Below are 18,172 nucleotides of genomic sequence, written 5' to 3'. Positions count from 1 at the left end.
TATTATAAGTGCTATAGTTGCCTGCATTATTTTAATATAATGCCAAATTAAATTGTTTTTTAGACACCTATTTCCGAATTAAAGGGTAGAGTTAAATGCGCAGTCATTATTGTGGAGACGTTAATAAGTCTCATCTTGGTCAAGAAGTCACCTTAGTCGGTTGGGTTAACCGTAGTCGCGATTTAGGCGGCGTAATTTTTTTAGATCTTCGTGACAGAGAAGGGATAGTTCAAGTTGTTTACGATCCAGACTTGGAAGACGTTTTCAAAGTAGCCAGCAGTTTACGCGGTGAGTTCTGTGTACAAGTTAAAGGTTTAGTTCGTGCAAGACCTGATAGTCAAATTAATGCACAAATGAAAACTGGCGAAATTGAAGTCTTAGGTCAAGCCCTAACAATTATTAATGCTTCAGCGCCGCTTCCTTTGAGCATGGATAATCATCAAAACAACAGTGAAGAACAGCGCTTAAAGTATCGCTATCTTGACTTACGTCGCCCTGAAATGGCTGACCGTATTGTTTTCCGTTCAAAAGTCACTAGCGCGGTTCGTCGTTTCCTTGATGATAGCGGTTTCTTGGATATTGAAACGCCTATTTTGACCAAAGCCACACCAGAAGGTGCGCGTGATTACCTAGTACCAAGCCGTACTTATAAAGGTCAGTTCTTTGCTCTGCCACAGTCTCCTCAATTATTTAAACAATTGCTGATGATGTCTGGCTTTGATCGTTATTACCAGATTGTAAAATGTTTCCGTGATGAAGACTTACGTGCTGATCGTCAGCCTGAATTTACTCAAATTGATATCGAAACTTCTTTCATGTCAGCTGAGCAAGTCATGGAAAAAACTGAAACTATGGTTCGCGGTTTATTCAATGAATTAATGAATGTTGATTTAGGTGAGTTCCCACGTATGTCATATGCAGAAGCTATGACGCGTTATGGTTCTGATAAGCCAGATTTACGTAACCCACTTGAACTTGTTGATGTTGCTGACTTAGTTAAAGATGTTGAGTTCGCAGTATTTAGTGGTCCAGCTAACGATGAAGAAGGTCGTGTTGCAGCGCTTCGTATCCCAACAGGTGCATCTTTATCTCGTAAGCAAATCGATAACTACACTAAATATGCTGGCATTTACGGTGCTAAAGGCCTAGCGTGGATGAAGATTAATGATTTATCTGCTGGTATCGAAGGTATTCAATCACCAGTACTTAAATTCTTAAACGAAGATATCGTAAATCAAATTATCGCACGTACTAATGCTGAAACTGGCGACATCATCTTATTTGGCGCAGATAAAGCAAACGTTGTTGCTGAAGCAATGGGCGCATTACGTCTTAAAGCCGGTGAAGACTTTGAACTTCTCGAAGGTGAGTGGCGCCCAATGTGGGTTGTTGACTTCCCAATGTTCGAAAAAATCAATGGTGGTTACCATGCAGTTCACCATCCATTTACCGCTCCGCGCGGCGTAACTGCTGAAGAACTTGAAGCCAATCCAGGTGCAGCAATTTCAGATGCTTACGATATGGTATTAAATGGTTGCGAATTAGGTGGTGGTTCTGTTCGTATTCATAATGCTGACATGCAAAGTGCGGTATTCCGTATTTTAGGCATTGATGATAAAGAAGCGAATGAAAAGTTTGGTTTCTTACTAGAAGCATTACGTTACGGTACACCACCGCATGCAGGTTTAGCATTTGGCTTAGACCGTATTATCATGTTAATGACAGGTGCTAGTTCAATTCGTGATGTAATGGCATTCCCGAAAACAACGACTGCAGCATGTCCATTAACGAATGCCCCAGGATTTGCCAATCCTCAGCAATTAGTTGATTTAGGGATTAGCGTTATCCCTCAAGAAAAGCCTGCCGCTGACGAATAATGTTAATCAGCAAAATTACAAATCTCATTGGTTTGTACTAAAGCGTTAACCCACATACCGAGGCTTTTGCCTCGGTCTGTTTTTATATAGAACAAAAATAACTGAAGGAGTCACAATGGCTGGTCACAGTAAATGGGACAACATTAAACACCGTAAAGCTGCTCAAGATGCAAAACGAGGTAAGCTATTCAGTAAATTTATTCGAGAGTTAACGGTATCTGCTCGTGAAGGAGGCTCAGATCCTGATGCCAACCCGCGTCTACGTGCAGCAATTGATAAAGCATTATCAAATAACATGACTCGTGACACTGTTGAGCGTGCAGTCAAACGTGGGGCTGGTGAACTCGATGGTCAGCAATTAGATACCATTATTTATGAAGGTTATGGGCCTGGTGGTACAGCAGTTATGGTAGAAACCATGACAGATAATAAAAACCGTACCGTATCAGGCGTACGTAATGCCTTTAGTAAATCTGGTGGAAATTTAGGTACTGATGGCTCAGTGGCATATATGTTCACTAAATCAGGGGTTATTTCTTATGATGCAGCCATTGACGAAGACGAATTAATGGACGCTGCACTAGAAGCTGGCGCTGATGATGTTGTCACTCATGACAATGGTGCATTTGATGTTCTGACTACACCTGATGCCTTTGGCAGTGTTAAAGATGCACTGGATGCTGCAGGATTTGAAGCCATCAATGCAGAAGTCACTATGATAGCAGGTACCAAAGCTGAATTAGATGCCGATACTGCGGCAAAATTTATGCGTTTAATTGATAACCTAGAAGATCATGATGATGTTCAGGAAGTTTATCATAATGCTGAAATCTCAGATGAAGTGATGGAAAGCCTTGAATAATTGTTCCAAGGAAGCGTAAAGCGATGACAATCATTTTGGGTATTGACCCAGGTTCGCGGATCACAGGTTATGGTGTCATTCAATGTCAGGGTAGACAGCAAAGATACCTTGGTAGTGGTTGTATTCGCACCTCTGCAGATGATCTGCCCACTAGACTTAAACAAGTCTTTGATGGGGTCACTGAAATAATAAAGCAGTACCAACCCGACCAATTTGCTATTGAACGGGTTTTTATGGCAAAAAATGCTGATTCAGCCCTTAAATTGGGTCAAGCAAGAGGCGTAGCCATTGTCGCTGCAATGAATGCGGGTTTACCTGTTGCCGAATACAGTGCAACTCAAATTAAAAGTGCGGTTGTAGGAACTGGACGCGCGCAAAAAACACAAGTTCAGCATATGATCCAACAAATTTTTAAGTTGCCAGCAGCCCCCCAAGCGGATGCGGCAGATGCGTTGGGCGTTGCTGTTTGTCATAATCATACTTTTCAAAGTTTAATTGCAATGGGCGGAAAAGCCCAAAGCCGCACATATGGACGATATAAATGATAGGAAGATTAAGTGGACTTGTTGTTGAGAAACAAGCGCCTGAAATAGTGTTAGATGTTAATGGCGTGGGTTATGAGTTACAAGTGCCTATGACCAGCTTTTACGAGCTTCCGGAACTTAATCAAGTTGCAATGTTATACACTCATTTTGTGGTTCGTGAAGATGCACAGTTACTATATGGTTTTATCACTAAACAAGAGCGTGCACTGTTTCGCTTATTAATAAAAACCAATGGTGTTGGTCCCAAGTTAGCTTTAACTATTTTATCTGGCATGACAGCATCTGAGTTTGTTAATTGTGTCGAAAGAGATGATATTGCTACTTTAGTCAAACTTCCCGGTGTCGGTAAGAAAACCGCAGAACGTTTAGTTATCGAAATGCGTGATAAATTGAAAAGCTTATTAGAAGCATCAGTAGGTTCTGAACGTGAATTTGCTCTACAAAGTAATTATAAGCCTGCAGCCATCGAAAATAATGCAGAAGAAGATGCCATTGCTGCGTTAATTGCTTTAGGTTACAAACCAGCACAGGCAAGTAAAGCTGTGCTAAGTGCTTATAGCGACGGAATGACAAGTGAGGTGTTAATTAAAGCCTCTCTAAAGTCAATGTTATAAAGAGGCCACAATGATAGAAGCGGATCGTTTAATCCAGCCACAAGAATTCGAGCAAGAAGTTCACATTGATAGAGCTATGCGGCCTAAAATGTTGGAGGATTACACAGGGCAGGATGATACTCGTGCCCAGTTAAAAGTGTTTATTGAGGCCGCGCTAAAGCGCGAAGAAGCACTTGATCACATGCTCATCTTCGGCCCTCCAGGACTCGGAAAAACCACATTAGCTATGATCGTTGCGAATGAAATGGGCGTCAATATCAAATCGACTTCTGGGCCGGTACTTGAAAAAGCAGGGGATTTAGCTGCTCTTCTAACAAACCTTGAACATGGTGACGTGTTATTTATAGATGAAATACACCGTTTGAGCCCTGTTGTCGAAGAAATCCTATACCCAGCAATGGAAGACTACCAATTAGATATCATGATTGGCGAAGGACCTGCTGCAAGATCTATTAAACTTGATTTACCGCCTTTTACCTTGATTGGCGCAACAACCCGCGCGGGTGCGTTAACTTCACCATTACGCGCAAGGTTCGGTATTCCACTTCGTTTAGAGTTTTATAACGTCAAAGATCTGTGCACCATTGTCACCCGTTCTGCCAAGGTCATGGAGTTACCGATAGATGAAGCGGGGGCATATGAAATTGCAAAACGCTCACGTGGTACGCCAAGGATTGCTAACCGGTTATTACGACGAGTGCGAGATTATGCCGAAGTAAAACATGATGGGTTTGTAACTGAAGAAGTCGCTCAAAAAGCATTAGATTTATTAGATGTTGATTTAGAAGGCTTTGATTACCTTGATAGAAAGTTATTATTAGCCATTATTGATAAGTTCATGGGCGGACCGGTAGGGTTAGATAACTTAGCGGCTGCAATTGGTGAAGACCGCGAAACTATCGAAGATGTGCTAGAGCCCTTTTTAATTCAACAAGGGTTTATTCAGCGTACACCAAGAGGGCGAATAGCGACTGACAGAGCTTATCAACATTTTGATATAATCAAACCTGCAGAATAAATTGTTAATATTAAATCAAGACAATAAAATAGAAAAAGGAAAGCACAGGCTTTCCTTTTTTATTGCCCAAATAAAATGAATATCTATGCAATGAGCCGAGAACCAACTTATTAACATTTTCTTTTGTTTAAACTTTATAAAGTGAAATTCATAAATTTGATAAATGTTTATTTTTTGTTAGTTAACGCTTAATTGTTCTGTGAATGTAAAAAGTTATTACTTAATGTTCTTCATTCAATAGTGAGGAATAAAACAACTGCAGTAAAATAATCACCCATTATTGTCGCCAATCAACTTGGTTAATAAACCTCTTTAATTTAGCAATTAGCTCTGAGTCACAGCAGGGCTGAGTTTCAGTGTTTTTAATTGTGAATAATTTCAATTCTGAATGAAAACTGAAGATATTTGATTTAACCGAGTCAAGGTTCAAACTATTTATGTGATCTACATCGCACTTTTGTAATTGAGTAAGTTTTAAAAATGTTATTTGTGACCTAGGTAATAATTCTATTGCACAGGTGTTTTACTAGTTTATTCAACTGAAATATTAAACTAATAATGTTTTGAGATGTTTATCACCTATTTTGGTTTACATACTTGGTGCATATTTATTAACAAAAAATGGTTCAAAAGTTACAAGTTAGTGGTTTGACGAAATATCTCTGGTTATTCAGTATCTAGTCCAACGCAAATTTAAATATTTATTTAATTGCGTAAACAGAATAAGAAAAGATATCACCTGGGAGCAACAAATGATTAAAAAATCTAAAATATCAAACAGCATTAATGTGGCGTTATTAGCCTCAGTTTCTGCTGCTTCAGCAGTTTCAGTAAGCGCTTATGCTGAAGAAGAATCTGCAAACGTAGAAAGAATTGCAGTCACAGGCTCCCGTATTCAACGTCAAGACATGGAAACTGCTTCTCCAGTAACTGTAATTGATGCTGCTGCGATTCGTTCTGAAGGTTTCACTACAGTAGATGAGCTACTTCAAGCTCAAACATCAATGGCAGGTGCTGCAGTTGGTTCTAGTACCAATAATGGTTCAGACGGTGTAGCGCAAGTAGATTTACGTGGTATGGGTTCACAGCGTACTTTAGTACTGCTTAATGGCCGTCGTATGGTGAACTCTGGTTCTGGTGCTGATAGTGCTGTGGATTTAAACGCTATTCCAGTTGCTATGATTGCACGAGTAGAAATCCTTAAAGATGGTGCTTCAGCAGTATATGGCTCAGACGCTATTGCTGGTGTAGTGAACATCATCACTAAGAAAGATTTTGAAGGTTTTCAGGTAGACGTTCAAGGCGGTATGACTGACAAGAGCGACGGTGAAAACGGCGAAATCAGTGCACTATACGGTTTTAATACTGAAGGTGGTAACTACACAATTGGTGCAGCTTACTCTGAGCGTAAAGGTGTTGTTCAATCAGACCGTGACTGGACAGATCCAGGCAATAGCTCATTCATCCCAGATGGCTCTTTAGGCGGAATGGTTAAAGATGACAATGGTAACTGGGTTGATCGCGGCGAAGGATATGACTACACACAAGATAGTTTCTATCAAACGCCAAGTAAGCGTTACAGCTTATTTGCAAATATGACTCAAGAGTTGAGTGATGACTTAATCTTTACGGGTGATATTCTTTATACCAAGCGTAAGTCTAATCAGCAATTAGCACCACAACCTGCCAATCTTACGCTTGATGTTTGTGAAGCAGGAGATGATCCAGCAACATGTTTCGAACTTGATCAAGATATGATTGATGCTGGTATTACTGCAGATGATAAAGGCCAAGTTAACTACAGAAAACGTATGAATGACGTTGGTCCACGTGTTTATACTCAAGATACTGATACGCTACGTGTATCTGCAGGCTTAGCCGGTTATGTTGATGTTAATACTGGTATGGATTGGGATATTTCATACACTTACGGTAAAAACAAAGCTAAAACAGCTGTTGAAAACTCGATTAATGCATCAATCATGACTGACGCAATTTATGCAGATCAAGACCCTTGGTTAACTGGTCAGCCAATGACAGACCAAGCGTTATTAGACAGCGTTGCTTACACTGAAGAAGCTGATGGCGGTAACGAGCAGCATGTCTTCTCTGCCGGTCTTACTGGTGAGTTGTTTGACTTAGATGCAGGTGCAGTTGCTTTCGCGATTGGTGCTGAGTACCGTTACGAGAGTGGTTATTACAACCCAGATCCAATCGTAATTGCTGGTGACAGTACTGCTGCACAGCAAGATCCAACGGATGGCGATTACAGCGTAATCTCAATCTTCCAAGAAGTTAGCGTACCGTTTACAGATAAATTAACCGGTGAATTTGCTCTTCGCTTTGATGATTACTCAACATTTGGTAACGCATCAACTTGGAAAATTGGCTTAACTTATGAAGCGACAGATGACTTAATGATTCGTACTGTAGCCGCTACTGGTTTCCGTGCTCCAAGTGTTAGTGAGCTATACGGCGGTAACTCAGGTTCGTTCGATTACCTAAATGATCCTTGGGGTAACGAGCAAGATCCACAAATTTTAGTTAATTACACATCTGATGAAGATCTTGAGCCAGAAGAGTCAGAGTCTTACACTGCAGGTTTAGTTTACTCGCCTAGCTATGTTGATGGCATGTCGTTAACACTTGATTACTGGCGCTTTAAAGTTAAAAACGCGATTACACGTTTAGATACTCAAGCAGGTCTAGATGCATGTTACGGTGGCGACCAAGCAACTTGTGAATTATTCAACATCGGACCAAATGGTGATTTATCTAACCTAACTAACTCGTTAACGAACGTAGGTTACCAAGATACAAGCGGTATTGATTTTAACTTAGCTTATACTTTCGATGCGCTGAACTTAGATTGGACTATCAGCAACGATACGACTTACTTGTTGAACTTTGAACAAGATGGCATTGACTACACTAATACTATCGACGGTAACTTTGGCGCATACGCTCAAGTACGTAACAACTTTAGTATAAAAGCTGGTCAAGACGATTGGAGCGTAATGTACTTCAACCGTTATATCGGTGAAATGGATGACTTAAGTGCTGGCAATAAAGTAGATTCAATTCTTTATCACAACATTTCAGCTAGTTACTTTATTAACGATAGCTGGATGCTAAGCGCTGGTGTTAAGAACTTAACTGATGAAGAGCCATCAAGAGTTTCGAACGGCAGTGACGGTGGTACTGTACCAGAAGTTTACGACACAATCGGTCGTACTTACTTCGCTGGTGTAACAATGAAGTTCTAATCGAACTTTACAGCATCAAAAAAGCCAGCATTTGCTGGCTTTTTTATTGGTTGATGAACTAAGCAATAATTATTAGCCCAATCCCTCACTCATTGCTTTCTTCTGTATCAGTTCAATTTTATAACCATCTGGATCTTCAACAAAAGCAATCTCAGTACTTCCGCCTGCTACAGGTCCTGGAGCACGGGTAACTTTACCGCCAGCTGCAGCAATCGCATCACATCGTTGATAGATATCTTCTTCGCCAATGGCGAGATGACCAAATCCAGTACCTAAATCGTAATTTTCAGTGCCCCAGTTATAAGTTAACTCAATCACTGCTTGGCCAGTTGATTCTTCACCAAAACCGACAAATGCAAGGGTATATTGATATTCAGCATTTTCTGATTGTCTGAGTAATTTCATGCCCATGACTTGAGTATAAAACTCAATACTGCGCTCAAGGTTACCGACTCGGATCATAGTATGTAATAGTTGCGACATAGGGTGCTCTTTAGTTATTGATTGGGTATTTTTTGTAAGCATAACAAATTTCTATTGCAGTTAAAAAATTGATTTAGAATATTATTTTTTGTTGTTTAACATCACATAATCACGGTTAAAAGCTGTGAAATATATCCATATTAGCTAGAATTAACTTATATTCATTTGGAGACAAGATAATGACAACAGAACTAAAAATGGCTCTAGGTACCTCAGTAGTAATCGCAATTTGTTTCAGTGCTTTTTTTGTATCGTTGTTTTAATAACCTTGACCAAATAGCCATAAAAAAACCGCTTAACGCGGTTTTTTTGTGTCTGTAATAAATTGATTCAATCTTCAGGGTAAACCTTGTCTTTGAACTCACACAAATCTTCTATCATACAGCTACCACAACGCGGCTTTCTTGCGATGCAGGTATAGCGTCCATGTAAGATAAACCAATGGTGAACATCGACTTTAAATTCAGCAGGGGTGACTGTAAGCATTTTTTCTTCAACTTGATCGACATTCTTGCCCATAGCAAACTTGGTTCGGTTCGCCATTCTGAAAATATGCGTATCAACAGCAATCGTCGGCCAGCCAAAGGCAGTATTGAGCACAACATTAGCTGTTTTTCTGCCTACGCCGGGTAGGGCTTCTAATGCTTCACGATTTTCTGGCACTTCACCACCGTGTAAATCGATTAACATTTTACAGGCTTTAATGACGTTAATCGCTTTGTTGTTATACAAGCCAATAGTTTTAATATAGGTTTTTAAGCCATCAACACCAAGGTCGTAAATTGATTGAGCTGTATTAGCAACTGGAAATAGTTTATCGGTTGCTTTGTTGACACTCACATCGGTTGCTTGCGCAGAAAGCGTTACCGCGACTAGCAATTCAAATGGGCTGGCAAAGTTAAGTTCTGTTTCAGGCTTAGGGTTATTATCTCTAAGCCTAGTCAGCATTTCATAGCGTTTTTGTTTATTCATTTTATTTATTCGTTATGTTGATATTTCAGTTATTTAACCGACTTTAGTGATCCGCGCACGTGCAATAGCTTCTGGTGCTTGTTGAGGTTTCTTTTGCTCAATTTTACTATCTATAACGTTTTTAAGTGCGATCAGTAATCCCATAGCGATAAACGCGCCAGGTGGCAACATTGCTAGCAAAAACGGTGTATCAACATTAAATACTTGAATGGTGAGGTTCGCTGCCCAGTCTCCCAGTAAGAGTTCTGCTCCATCAAATAAGGTTCCTTGGCCAAGTATTTCTCTCATACCGCCTAAAACAACCAAAATTGCCGTAAAGCCAACACCCATCATTAATCCATCAAATGCAGCACTGGTAACATTATTGCGAGACGCAAACGCTTCAGCGCGGCCAATAATGACGCAGTTTGTTACGATAAGTGGTAAGAAGATCCCTAAGGATAAGTAAAGGCCATAAGCATATGCGTTGATGAGTAACTGTACACAAGTCACTAGTGCGGCGATGATCATGACAAATACAGGGATGCGTATTTCTTTAGGAACAAATTCACGCACTAAAGAAACCAACACATTGGAGCCTACAAGCACAATGAGTGTTGCGAGGCCTAAACCTAACGCATTAGTGACTGTAGCAGTAACAGCTAAAAGAGGGCAAAGCCCAAGTAGTTGTACAAGCCCAGGGTTATTTTTCCACAACCCTTGCCATGCAATTTCACGATAATTAGTCATTTTCACGTCCACAATGATTGACGGTGTTATAAAGTGATTCTCTATTAGCGCTGACAAAAGCGAGCGCATTGTTAATGGCGTTGACGTATGCACGCGGTGTAATCGTTGCCCCAGTGAATTGATCTATGTCGCCACCATCTTTTTTAACTGCCATTGGCTTGCTATTTGGGTCGTACAATAAATTGCTAAAGTCTAATACCCAATCTGATTTACGAAGTTCAATTTTATCGCCAAGCCCTGGGGTTTCTTGATGAGTTAAGGTTCTAACACCTAATAACTCATTGTCATTATTAACACCTAAAATGATTTTAATGTCACCGTTATAACCATCTGGTGCAATAGCTTCAATTGCAATCGCTATAGGTTCATTATTCATCTTAGCAATATAAACAGGCAACGCTTCATCAGAACCAAGGAACTCTTGATTGGTCACTAAAATACAATCTTCAGTTAACTCATTATCATGCAAATGATTAGGGATAATTTGTTCTAAGATACCTGCAAGCTGTTTACGTTGCTGGTCGATAATTCGATCTTCGGTAAAAAAATTCACTGAAGCGACCAAGCCTGTGCAACAGAGTGCGAACAGGGCAAGGATAAGGCCGTTTCGAGTAATAATATTGAACATGTTTAATCCTGTAGTTTAGCGGTTTAATTTCCCGCGCGATGACCATATGAACGAGGACGGATATAGTAATCGATAAATGGTGCACACATGTTGGCAAGTAACACTGCAAACGCTACGGCATCAGGGTAACCACCGTAAGTTCTAATCACGAAAACTAATACACCAATAATGGCACCGAACAAGAGTCTTCCACGTGTACTGGTCGCCGCAGTGACAGGGTCAGTTGCAATAAAAAATGCGCACAACATTGTGCCGCCAGAAAATAGGTGCAGCATTGGGCTTGCGTGAGTGTCTGGGTTGAGTAAAAATCCGAAACCCGAACAAACGAATATTGCTAATAAAATACCAGTGCTAATGTGCCAACGTATGACGTTAAGTTTCAACATAATTAGGCCACCTGCAAGGTAGGCTAAATTGATCCAGAACCAACCAACACCAGTCATGCCATCAAATACATTACGCTGTAGGCTTTCACTACTTGTCATACCCATTGATAAGTCTGTTTTAAAGGTATCAAGCGGCGTGGCCATCGTATGGCCATCAACGGCAATTCTAAAATGATCTAAGCCTGCACTGGTAAATTCAAAAATGTGGGCAAAAGCTGCCACAATACCCACCTGATTCGCAGCTAATTCAGCAGGCGCTACCCAGTTAGTCATTTGCACTGGAAAGGATACGAGCAGTAATACATAAGCCGCCATGGCAGGGTTGAATATGTTATTACCTAAACCGCCATATAAGTGCTTAACAATCACCATCGCAAACCCGCAACCAATGACAGTCATCCACCAAGGGGTAAGTGGTGGGATTGCTATAGCGATTAATATCCCAGTAACCAATGCACTGTTATCAGATAAGGCATTTTTAATCGATTTATTACGAAGCTTCATTATTGCAGCTTCTGCCGATAAACAAGTTAATACAGCAATTAGGATTTGTACCAGAGTACCCATACCAAAAAAGTATACTTGAGCTAAAATGCCAGGAATTAAACATAATGCCACGCGTTGCATCACTTTATTGGTGTGCAATGTGGTGCTTACATGGGGAGAGGATGCAATTTTAAATGCCATGATTATTCCTTTTCGCTCAACTTCTGTTTATTAGCCAGTTTTTTCGCTTTGGCTTTTGCAACCGCTGCAGCTATACGTGCTTTTTTATCATCTACTGGTTCGCTTACATTAGAAGGCGTAACAGGCAGGGCACTTGTTTCCGTTTGAGCTGGTGAAATAAGGGCATCAGCATTTATTCTGTCATCAGACTCAACATCAGTTTTATTTTCAGATTCAGCTGCTTTTTGCGCTAGCTTTTTTGCTTTAGCACGTGCGACAGCAGCGGCTATTTTAGCTTTCTTATCATCAAGCGGTTTGGATACATCAGATTCCGTACCTGTGCCTATTTCCGTATGAACTTGTGGCGCTTGCTCTTGAGAAGACTGCTCTTGAGAAGACTGCTCTTGAGATGATTGCACTGGCGAACTTTGTATATCCGTATCGGCAGCTGACTCAGCTTGTTTTTGAGCTAGTTTTTTCGCTTTAGCACGAGCTACAGCAGCGGCTATTTTAGCTTTCTTATCATCAAGCGGTTCGGATACATCAGAATCCGTACCTGTACCTATTTCTGACTGAACTTGCACTTGTGGCGCTTGCTCTTGAGAAAACTGGTCTTCAGAAGATAGCACTTGCGAATTTGCTGCATCCATATCGCTGGCGGACTCAGCTTGTTTTTGTGCAAGCTTTTTCGCTTTAGCACGTGCAACTGCTGCCGCGATTTTAGCTTTTTTGTCATCAACGGGTTCGTTTTGAGCTGATGCAGTATCATTCTCTGACAGCGTTGCTTTATTCTGAGCTAATTTTTTTGCTTTAGCTCGAGCTACAGCGGCTGCAATTTGCGCTTTTTTATCATTAACTGCAGGTAAATTATCAGTTGATGCATTTTCATCTGGAGTATTCGATATTGTTGATTGATTGGCTAACTTCTTCGCCTTAGCTCGCTCAATGGCCGCTTTTACAGCTGCAGATTTATCTGTCGCTGGTTTGTCTTGTTTACTTTCTTGTTCTGCTGCTAACTTTTTAGCTGCGACGCGCGCCATGGCTTCAGCGACAGTATTTTTATTGCTACTAGCATTTGCCGCAGCTTTGCGTTTTTCTGCAGCTAAACGAGATTTCTCTTCTCGGGCAAGTTTTTCATCTTCTAAACGTTTGAGTCGTGCTTCAAAGCGAATTTTTGCTTGTTCAGCTTGTTGTTTTTCTTCAGCTTCATTTTTTAATGCCGATTTAGCAACGCGATAGTATTCCACTAATGGAATGTCACTTGGGCAAACAAAACTACAACAGCCGCATTCAATGCAATCTTTTAAATTAAAGCTGGCTGCTTTGTCGTATTCTTCCGCTTTAGCATGCCAAAATAGTTGCTGTGGTAATAATAAAGCAGGGCAGACAACGGCGCATTCACCACAACGAATACAGGCTTTTTCTTCGACATCAGGTGCGATTTCGTTGGCACTTGGCGTCAGAATACAGTTAGTGCCTTTTAATACAGGCACATTATAATCAGGTAGCGCGTAACCCATCATAGGGCCACCAATAATCACTTTCTGATTAATATCTGCGTTAAAACCGACTTGCTGCAGCGCATATTCAACGCTAGTACCTATCGAAATCCAATAATTACCCGGTTGAGTAACTTGTTCACCCGTTAAAGTGACGAGTCGTTCGATAAGTGGTTTCCCATGTAAAACAGCATCTTGAATAGCATATGCAGTACCAACATTGTGCACCACCACACCTTGCTGAGCTGGAATACTGCCAGTTGGGACTTCTCGGCCGGTAATAATTTGTATTAATTGTTTCTCACCACCTGAAGGGTATTTTGTTGGTATAACGGTGATTTTGACAATGGAGGTTAAATCATCAAATCTTGCTAAACATTGCTGCATAGCAAGAGTCGCTTCTGGTTTATTATCTTCAATTGCAACAACAATACGTTGTGGTGTTAGCAACTGATTAATAATTTGAATACCCTTAAAAATCTCTAAAGCATTCTCACGCATTAATACATCATCAGATGTGATGTAAGGTTCACACTCAACACCATTGATAATAACTAAATCGATTTCACTCGCTGGGTTAAGCTTTATATGACTCGGAAAAGTTGCACCACCCATTCCAGCAATACCAGCTTGCTTAATTTTATCTAAAATTTGCTGATTTGATAATTCATCTAAAGCTGACTCTTGATAGTCAATTGTTTGATTAAGGCCGTCAGCTTCGATTATACAAGTAAGTGTTGGTAGCCCTGAAGCATGGTTACTTGACTGTAAGCTGATATCAATAACATGGCCGGAAACTGGGGAATGCACTGGTAAGTACATAAAACCTTCGCCATCGGTTAATTTTTGGCCCTGTTTTACCTGCTCGCCCACTTTAATGCTGAGCCGAGCGCAATCACCTACTTGTGGTAATGGAACTCGATATTGGCTAGCAGGCGTTAATCGCTTGGCTGTCGATTGATTTGAAAGTGATTTGAGTTGCGGCGGATGGATCCCTCCAGGAGAGTGCCATAACGTTCCTTTATCAATTTGTTCTAATAAAGTTAGCACTGAGAGTCCTCTTTTACAGCTTTATCTTCTTGCTTCATTCTGATGGTGACAGTTCTATCTTCTACGACTGTGACTGGAATACTCGCTAACTTCCAATCCCAATTTTTAAGATTTTGTTCAACGGGGATCATATCAATACAGTCAACAGGGCAAGGTTCGACGCATAAGTCACAACCTGTACAATCTTTGGCAATGACAGTATGCATGAGCTTGCCCGCGCCTAAAATGGCATCGACAGGACAGGCTTGTATGCACTTTGTGCAGCCAATGCACTCATCCTCGCGGATGTAAGCCACTTTTTTTACGGCTTCTTGTGCAACTTCATTTAATGGTTCTGGGTCAACACCCATTAAGCCTGCAAGTTTTTCCATGGTAGCGGTGCCACCGGGAGGGCATTTATTAATGTTATCGCCATTTGCTATGGCTTCTGCGTAAGGCCTGCAACCTGGGTAGCCACATTGGCCACATTGTGTTTGAGGTAATAAGGCTTCGACCTGATCAATAATTGGGTTACCTTCAACTTTAAATTTAATTGAGGCGTAACCTAATATTAATCCGAAAATTAGTGCTAGAAGTGTCAGCACAACGACAGCAATTGCAATACTCGACATGACTATTTAACCAGCCCCGCAAATCCCATAAAGGCTAAAGACATTAAACCTGCAGTGATCATGGCAATAGCGCCGCCTTTAAACGGGAGTGGCACATCTGCAGCGGCTAAACGTTCTCGCATGGCAGAAAATAAAACCAGCACCAATGAAAAACCAACTGCAGCACCAAAGCCATATACAGCTGATTGAATAAAGTTATGATCTTCATTTACGTTTAGCAGGGCGACACCGAGTACCGCACAGTTGGTGGTAATTAGCGGTAAATAAATGCCTAAGGCGCGATGTAAAGATGCACTGGTTTTTTGGACTAACATTTCAGTAAACTGCACGACAACGGCAATGACTAAAATAAAGCTCATTGTGCGTAAATAAGTTAATCCAAATGGCTGTAGTAAAAACTCATTAGTTAGATAGCTTAAGATAGAGGCTAAAGTTAGTACAAATGTGGTAGCCATCGACATTCCGATGGCGGAGGCAAGTTTACTAGATACCCCCATAAAAGGGCACAAGCCAAGAAATTTTACTAAAACGAAATTGTTAACCAGTACGGTACCAATTAACAGTAAGAGATAGTCTGTCATTACTACACTTTTCTATTTGATATTAGCTCTATTATCTAAGGTTTAGGGTCGAGAAACAACGGATAAAAAAAAGGGTTATGTAAATATTAACCCTATTTTGGAAGATTGGTCTTACATTGATTATTTATTTATCAGTTTTAGCGATGATTTCAGGCCTAGCAATATAATATCCTTGCAAGCCATCAACTAACATTTTTTCTAATGTTAGTTTTTCATCTTGTCTTTCAACGCCAGTTGCGATGACTTTTATGCCAATGCGACGTGAAATATCAACAATCATTCTGACAAAGAATTTGTTGTTATTGTCTTGGTCAATACCGTCGCTATAGCTGCTATCAAGTTTAATCACATCGGGTTTTACTTCTCGGAAAAATTTAAATGATGAAAAGCCTAAACCAAATTGCTGGATGGCAACTCTTGCTCCGACCTTATGCATTTCGTGAACAAAACGGCGACTAGCAGTGACATTTTGTTGCATACCCGATTCACTGACTTCGAACACAAGCCTTGCCGAGGTCGAACGGTGGCTTGATAAAATATCTCTCAGCCAAGAAACAAATATTTCTTGTAGGGCAGAAGATGCACTGATATTGACGCCAAAATTACCGGTTAAACTTGGGTTTGCATTGAGTAACTGTAAGGTGTGAACCACGATCATTTTATCTAAATCGATATTCAAACCGTGACGTTCCGACATGGCAATAACGCTGGCTGTGGGTAAGTTTGAACCTTCAGTATTAAAAAATCGCGCATAAAGTTCGCGGTATACATCGACTTGATTGTTACAAGGCAGTATCGGCTGTTGAAAGAACTTAAGACTTTTGCGATTAATTAATTCATTAATCGTTACTTTCCAGTGGTCATCACCTAATTGTTCGTTGCCGGTAAATTTTTCAAGAATATGGTAACGATTGAGTCCTGAAGTTTGCGCTATGCTCACGGCTGTGTCTGCCAAGGTTAACAGCGCATGAGTATCGCTATTACTTTCAAATGGCACCATGCCACTATGGGCAATGTTATCGGTTTCAACAGTTTGAGCATACTCATCGAAGTAGGCTTTTAATGTGACTAAAAATTGTTCGCCTTCTTTTACTGTAATGTCTTGGATAAACAGCGCAAAATCACTACTTGATACGCGATAATATTCACTCACCCCCGATTTAGCTGCAGCGCGTCTTATACAAGAAGCAATTTGACTTAAGTAATCATCACCCGCTTCACGGCCATGTAATTGATTGATGGTTGATAAATCTGCGGCTTTAATTATTGCAAGCACACCAAACTGTTTTTTGTCAGAGTTACTGATACTTTTCATATAATCATTAAAGCGACGGCGGGTAGAAAAGCCCGTAACAGGATCTTGATATGCCGCTTTTGCTAGTAAATCATTTTCTTTATGAAAATTACCAATGCTGGTTTTAAGCTCTATACGGCTTTTTTCAAGCGCGATACCAATGGGTTTTAAAGAACCTCTTAAGCGAGATGTTTGAACGGCTTGGAAGGTGAGGTTCGGAATGTTGTCGATATAATCGCAAAGGTATTTTATGCCACGACGATGCAGCATCATTAATATAGCAAAGCTAATCATGAGAATAAGGTAAGCAAAAATAACCAGGGTCGCGGCTTTTTCTAAATTGACGAAACTTGCAGATATGACTGATTTAGTGCTGAGTCTGACTTGCAAGCGACCATTGGGTAATGACTTTGTATGACCTAATTGAATGCTGAAAATTTTGTCTTCAAATTCTGCATCACTTTTTGCCAATGTGCCGAAGGTATAGTTGAGATCACTGTCGCTTTCATGGATATATTGAAAAAACTGAAAGGTAAAATTTTGGGACAGGGTGTTGAATACCGTTTCACCGTTTTCATCCCACTCAGTCATATTATCAATATGTGTGATGTAGTTTTGGATGGCTAATGCGCCTTGTTGCTGCATTTCTTTATTTTCCAGATCATAAATCCGGAAAAACAGTAGTCCAAAAATCACAAACAGTACTAATTGGAATGATTTCGATAAGCCCATGGATAGTCCATTTCCTGTAATAATCTGATGTCATCATACATTTATGTATAGCGGCAAAAAATTAAAAAGCTATAACAAATAAAGGAGTTAACACTAAGATTGTAGTGTAAATTTTAGGAAATTATAAAGGAATTTAAAAAAGATAGATATCAAGAAAGGGTATAATACTGACAAAGCGTCAAAATCTTGGCTCCCCGGACTGGACTCGAACCAGTGACATACGGATTAACAGTCCGCCGTTCTACCAACTGAACTACAGGGGATTTGAAGATTTATAAGAAGTGGCTCCCCGGACTGGACTCGAACCAGTGACATACGGATTAACAGTCCGCCGTTCTACCAACTGAACTACAGGGGAA

Annotated in this window: 15 protein-coding genes and 2 tRNA genes; 6 read left to right on the top strand and 11 right to left on the bottom strand. The window is 40.4% G+C overall.

All coding sequences use genetic code 11. The features are described from left to right. The first annotated feature begins 95 nt into the window (after window positions 1-95). The 6 genes from aspS to Q4600_RS18140 all read left to right on the top strand — a co-directional run bounded on the left by aspS (window position 96) and on the right by Q4600_RS18140 (window position 8,182). A complete protein-coding gene (gene aspS / locus Q4600_RS18165; RefSeq protein ID WP_102526062.1) occupies window positions 96-1,877 on the top strand; it encodes an aspartate--tRNA ligase in 1,782 nt (593 codons plus the stop codon). 115 nt (window positions 1,878-1,992) lie between these two features. Further along, window positions 1,993-2,739, top strand: a complete 747-nt coding sequence (locus Q4600_RS18160; RefSeq protein ID WP_102526061.1) for a YebC/PmpR family DNA-binding transcriptional regulator — start codon at window positions 1,993-1,995, stop codon at window positions 2,737-2,739. A gap of 23 nt (window positions 2,740-2,762) precedes the next feature. Then, window positions 2,763-3,284 (top strand): crossover junction endodeoxyribonuclease RuvC, encoded by a 522-nt coding sequence (ruvC, locus tag Q4600_RS18155; protein ID WP_102526060.1) that lies wholly within the window; start codon window positions 2,763-2,765, stop codon window positions 3,282-3,284. Then, window positions 3,281-3,898, top strand: coding sequence for a Holliday junction branch migration protein RuvA (gene ruvA, locus Q4600_RS18150; RefSeq protein ID WP_102526059.1), 618 nt, complete (start codon window positions 3,281-3,283; stop codon window positions 3,896-3,898). Before ruvC ends, ruvA begins: the two co-directional genes overlap by 4 nt. A gap of 10 nt (window positions 3,899-3,908) precedes the next feature. Continuing rightward, window positions 3,909-4,916, top strand: coding sequence for a Holliday junction branch migration DNA helicase RuvB (ruvB, locus tag Q4600_RS18145; protein WP_102526058.1), 1,008 nt, complete (start codon window positions 3,909-3,911; stop codon window positions 4,914-4,916). Between the two features lie 752 nt (window positions 4,917-5,668). After that, window positions 5,669-8,182, top strand: a complete 2,514-nt coding sequence (locus Q4600_RS18140) for a TonB-dependent receptor (protein WP_303517538.1) — start codon at window positions 5,669-5,671, stop codon at window positions 8,180-8,182. 72 nt (window positions 8,183-8,254) lie between these two features. Here Q4600_RS18140 and gloA read toward each other — a convergent pair whose 3' ends face one another. From gloA to Q4600_RS18085, 11 genes are all read right to left on the bottom strand, one after another. Continuing rightward, window positions 8,255-8,665, bottom strand: a complete 411-nt coding sequence (gene gloA / locus Q4600_RS18135) for a lactoylglutathione lyase (protein ID WP_102526056.1) — start codon at window positions 8,663-8,665, stop codon at window positions 8,255-8,257. Window positions 8,666-8,995: 330 nt separating this feature from the next. Beyond that, window positions 8,996-9,637 carry an endonuclease III gene (nth, locus tag Q4600_RS18130; protein WP_303517535.1) on the bottom strand — a complete coding sequence of 214 codons (642 nt, stop codon included), beginning with the start codon at window positions 9,635-9,637 and terminating at the stop codon, window positions 8,996-8,998. A 33-nt stretch (window positions 9,638-9,670) separates the two neighbouring features. After that, complete coding sequence (locus Q4600_RS18125) at window positions 9,671-10,366, bottom strand: electron transport complex subunit E (protein ID WP_102526054.1); 696 nt, start codon at window positions 10,364-10,366, stop codon at window positions 9,671-9,673. Continuing rightward, complete coding sequence (rsxG, locus tag Q4600_RS18120; protein ID WP_303517531.1) at window positions 10,359-10,994, bottom strand: electron transport complex subunit RsxG; 636 nt, start codon at window positions 10,992-10,994, stop codon at window positions 10,359-10,361. The genes Q4600_RS18125 and rsxG overlap by 8 nt, the downstream gene beginning before the upstream one ends. 23 nt (window positions 10,995-11,017) lie before the next feature. Further along, window positions 11,018-12,067: an electron transport complex subunit RsxD gene (gene rsxD, locus Q4600_RS18115; protein WP_102526052.1), complete on the bottom strand. Its 1,050-nt coding sequence runs from the start codon at window positions 12,065-12,067 to the stop codon at window positions 11,018-11,020. Window positions 12,068-12,069: 2 nt separating this feature from the next. Continuing rightward, on the bottom strand, window positions 12,070-14,595 hold the full coding sequence (gene rsxC / locus Q4600_RS18110; protein WP_303517527.1) for an electron transport complex subunit RsxC: 2,526 nt from the start codon (window positions 14,593-14,595) through the stop codon (window positions 12,070-12,072). Next, window positions 14,589-15,206 carry an electron transport complex subunit RsxB gene (rsxB, locus tag Q4600_RS18105; protein ID WP_102526050.1) on the bottom strand — a complete coding sequence of 206 codons (618 nt, stop codon included), beginning with the start codon at window positions 15,204-15,206 and terminating at the stop codon, window positions 14,589-14,591. Before rsxB ends, rsxC begins: the two co-directional genes overlap by 7 nt. Window positions 15,207-15,208: 2 nt before the next feature. Continuing rightward, complete coding sequence (gene rsxA / locus Q4600_RS18100; protein ID WP_102526049.1) at window positions 15,209-15,787, bottom strand: electron transport complex subunit RsxA; 579 nt, start codon at window positions 15,785-15,787, stop codon at window positions 15,209-15,211. 124 nt (window positions 15,788-15,911) lie between these two features. Further along, window positions 15,912-17,813 carry an EAL domain-containing protein gene (locus Q4600_RS18095; protein ID WP_303517525.1) on the bottom strand — a complete coding sequence of 634 codons (1,902 nt, stop codon included), beginning with the start codon at window positions 17,811-17,813 and terminating at the stop codon, window positions 15,912-15,914. Window positions 17,814-18,000: 187 nt separating this feature from the next. Further along, a tRNA-Asn gene (locus tag Q4600_RS18090) sits at window positions 18,001-18,076 on the bottom strand. 19 nt (window positions 18,077-18,095) lie between these two features. Next, window positions 18,096-18,171, bottom strand: a tRNA-Asn gene (locus Q4600_RS18085). Window position 18,172 lies beyond the last annotated feature (1 nt).

Origin of the sequence: Shewanella sp. 2_MG-2023, from assembly GCF_030548905.1 — a bacterium.
Classification (GTDB): Bacteria; Pseudomonadota; Gammaproteobacteria; order Enterobacterales; family Shewanellaceae; genus Shewanella; species Shewanella electrodiphila.
This window is presented reverse-complemented; position numbering and strand designations above follow the sequence as displayed.

Excerpts from the sequence above, each read along its gene's own strand:
- aspS (WP_102526062.1), top strand. The coding sequence starts at position 96 with ATGCGCAGTCATTATTGTGGAGACGTTAATAAGTCTCATCTTGGTCAA.
- Q4600_RS18160 (WP_102526061.1), top strand. The coding sequence starts at position 1,993 with ATGGCTGGTCACAGTAAATGGGACAACATTAAACACCGTAAAGCTGCT.
- ruvC (WP_102526060.1), top strand. The coding sequence starts at position 2,763 with ATGACAATCATTTTGGGTATTGACCCAGGTTCGCGGATCACAGGTTAT.
- ruvA (WP_102526059.1), top strand. The coding sequence starts at position 3,281 with ATGATAGGAAGATTAAGTGGACTTGTTGTTGAGAAACAAGCGCCTGAA.
- ruvB (WP_102526058.1), top strand. The coding sequence starts at position 3,909 with ATGATAGAAGCGGATCGTTTAATCCAGCCACAAGAATTCGAGCAAGAA.
- Q4600_RS18140 (WP_303517538.1), top strand. The coding sequence starts at position 5,669 with ATGATTAAAAAATCTAAAATATCAAACAGCATTAATGTGGCGTTATTA.
- gloA (WP_102526056.1), bottom strand. The coding sequence starts at position 8,665 with ATGTCGCAACTATTACATACTATGATCCGAGTCGGTAACCTTGAGCGC.
- nth (WP_303517535.1), bottom strand. The coding sequence starts at position 9,637 with ATGAATAAACAAAAACGCTATGAAATGCTGACTAGGCTTAGAGATAAT.
- Q4600_RS18125 (WP_102526054.1), bottom strand. The coding sequence starts at position 10,366 with ATGACTAATTATCGTGAAATTGCATGGCAAGGGTTGTGGAAAAATAAC.
- rsxG (WP_303517531.1), bottom strand. The coding sequence starts at position 10,994 with ATGTTCAATATTATTACTCGAAACGGCCTTATCCTTGCCCTGTTCGCA.
- rsxD (WP_102526052.1), bottom strand. The coding sequence starts at position 12,067 with ATGGCATTTAAAATTGCATCCTCTCCCCATGTAAGCACCACATTGCAC.
- rsxB (WP_102526050.1), bottom strand. The coding sequence starts at position 15,206 with ATGTCGAGTATTGCAATTGCTGTCGTTGTGCTGACACTTCTAGCACTA.
- rsxA (WP_102526049.1), bottom strand. The coding sequence starts at position 15,787 with ATGACAGACTATCTCTTACTGTTAATTGGTACCGTACTGGTTAACAAT.
- Q4600_RS18095 (WP_303517525.1), bottom strand. The coding sequence starts at position 17,813 with ATGGGCTTATCGAAATCATTCCAATTAGTACTGTTTGTGATTTTTGGA.